Origin of the sequence: Allorhizocola rhizosphaerae (assembly GCF_003426775.1) — a bacterium.
Classification (GTDB): Bacteria; Actinomycetota; Actinomycetes; order Mycobacteriales; family Micromonosporaceae; genus Allorhizocola; species Allorhizocola rhizosphaerae.
On record NZ_QJUG01000469.1, the window covers coordinates 1 to 1509 of the forward strand.

The following is a 1509-nucleotide window of genomic DNA, read 5'->3' on the forward strand; positions in this document are numbered from 1 at the left end:
CAAGGCCGTGTAGATAAGGATTTGGCCTGGATGTCAATGGCGGCGTGTTGATCCACGTGAATAGAACGGAGCTCCGGTAGAAAGGCTTGTCCTCCAAGACAACCGCTACCAAGGAGCTCCGCTGTCTGAATATTCTGACATTACCCGCGTGGTCAAGGTGGCGGGTGGGGTGTTCGCGCCGGGCCATCTGGGTGAGCTGACCCAGCTGATTCCGTTCGAGATGGTCGACGAAGCGTTGCGGGCTACCGCGACGGTACGGTCGCGGGTCCGGGAACTGCCTTCGCGGGTGGTGGTCTATCTGCTGCTGGCCGCAGCGTTGTTCGAAGGGCAGGGCTACGGTCAGGTCTGGACGCGGCTGTGTGCGGGGCTGGGCGCCGACGCCCCGAAAGCTCCCTCCAGGCAAGCGTTGTGGCAGGCCCGAGCTCGGGTGGGGGTACGGCCGCTGCGGTGGCTGTTCGACCTGCTGCGCGGTCCGGCCCCGGCCACGGTGCGCTGGCGAGGGCTGCTGGTATGCGCCGTGGACGGGACCACGGCGGTGGTGCCCGACACCGCGGCTAACACCACCCGCTGGCCCAAGCAGGGCGGCAACCATGGCGGCTGCGGCTACCCGCTGATCCGGGTGGTGGCCCTGGTCGCCTGCGGCACCCGCACCCTCATCGACGCCGTGTTCGGCCCATGCAGCAGCGGCGAGACCACCTACGCCTGGCGGCTGCTGCCCAGCCTGCGCGAGGGCATGCTGCTGCTGGCCGACCGCAATTTCGCCGCCGGGAAACTGTTCCGCGCGGTCGCCGACAGCCGCGCACACGCGCTGATCCGCGCCAAGACCTCAAGCAGCGGCCCGAAACTGCCGGTGCTACACCGCCTTGCCGACGGGTCCTGGCTGTCGCGGTTCGGCGGCGTCCAGGTGCGTGTCATCGACGCGCAGATCGCCATCGCCACCACCGCCGGCCGGCACACCGGCCACTACCGGTGGATCACCACCCTGACAGACCACCGCCGATACCCGGCCTTCGAACTGGCCCAGATCTACCATGAGCGCTGGGAAATCGAAACCTGTTACCTGGAGCTGAAATCGACGATCCTCGGTGGCCGGGTACTACGCGCCCGCACCCCCGCCCGCGTCGAGCAAGAGGTCTACGCCCTGCTGATCGTCTACCAGCTGCTACGCACCGCGATCGCTGACACGGCGTTGGCCGCCGGCATCGACCCGGACCGGGCCAGCTTCACCATCGCGCTAAACGCCGCCCGCGACCAACTCATCAACGCCGCCAGCGTCATCGCCGAGGTCGTCGTCGATCTGATCGGCGTGATCGGCCGACAGGTACTGGCCCAGCTGATGCCCGACCGGCGTATACGGGTCAACCCCCGCATCGTCAAACGCGCCATCTCCAAATACCAAGCCCGCGGCCCGAACGTCAACCGCACCAGCTACAAGGCCACCCTCAACATCGACATCCTGCCCCCGCCCAGTCCTTGACAGGGCGAACGATGCCTTATCTACACGGCCTT

General features: G+C 67.1%; 1 protein-coding gene. It reads left to right on the forward strand.

Annotation, left to right across the window (positions count from 1 at the left end):
• The first annotated feature begins 148 nt into the window (after positions 1–148).
• Complete coding sequence (locus tag DM816_RS41840; protein ID WP_246002757.1) at positions 149–1477, forward strand: IS4 family transposase; 1329 nt, start codon at positions 149–151, stop codon at positions 1475–1477.
• Positions 1478–1509 lie beyond the last annotated feature (32 nt).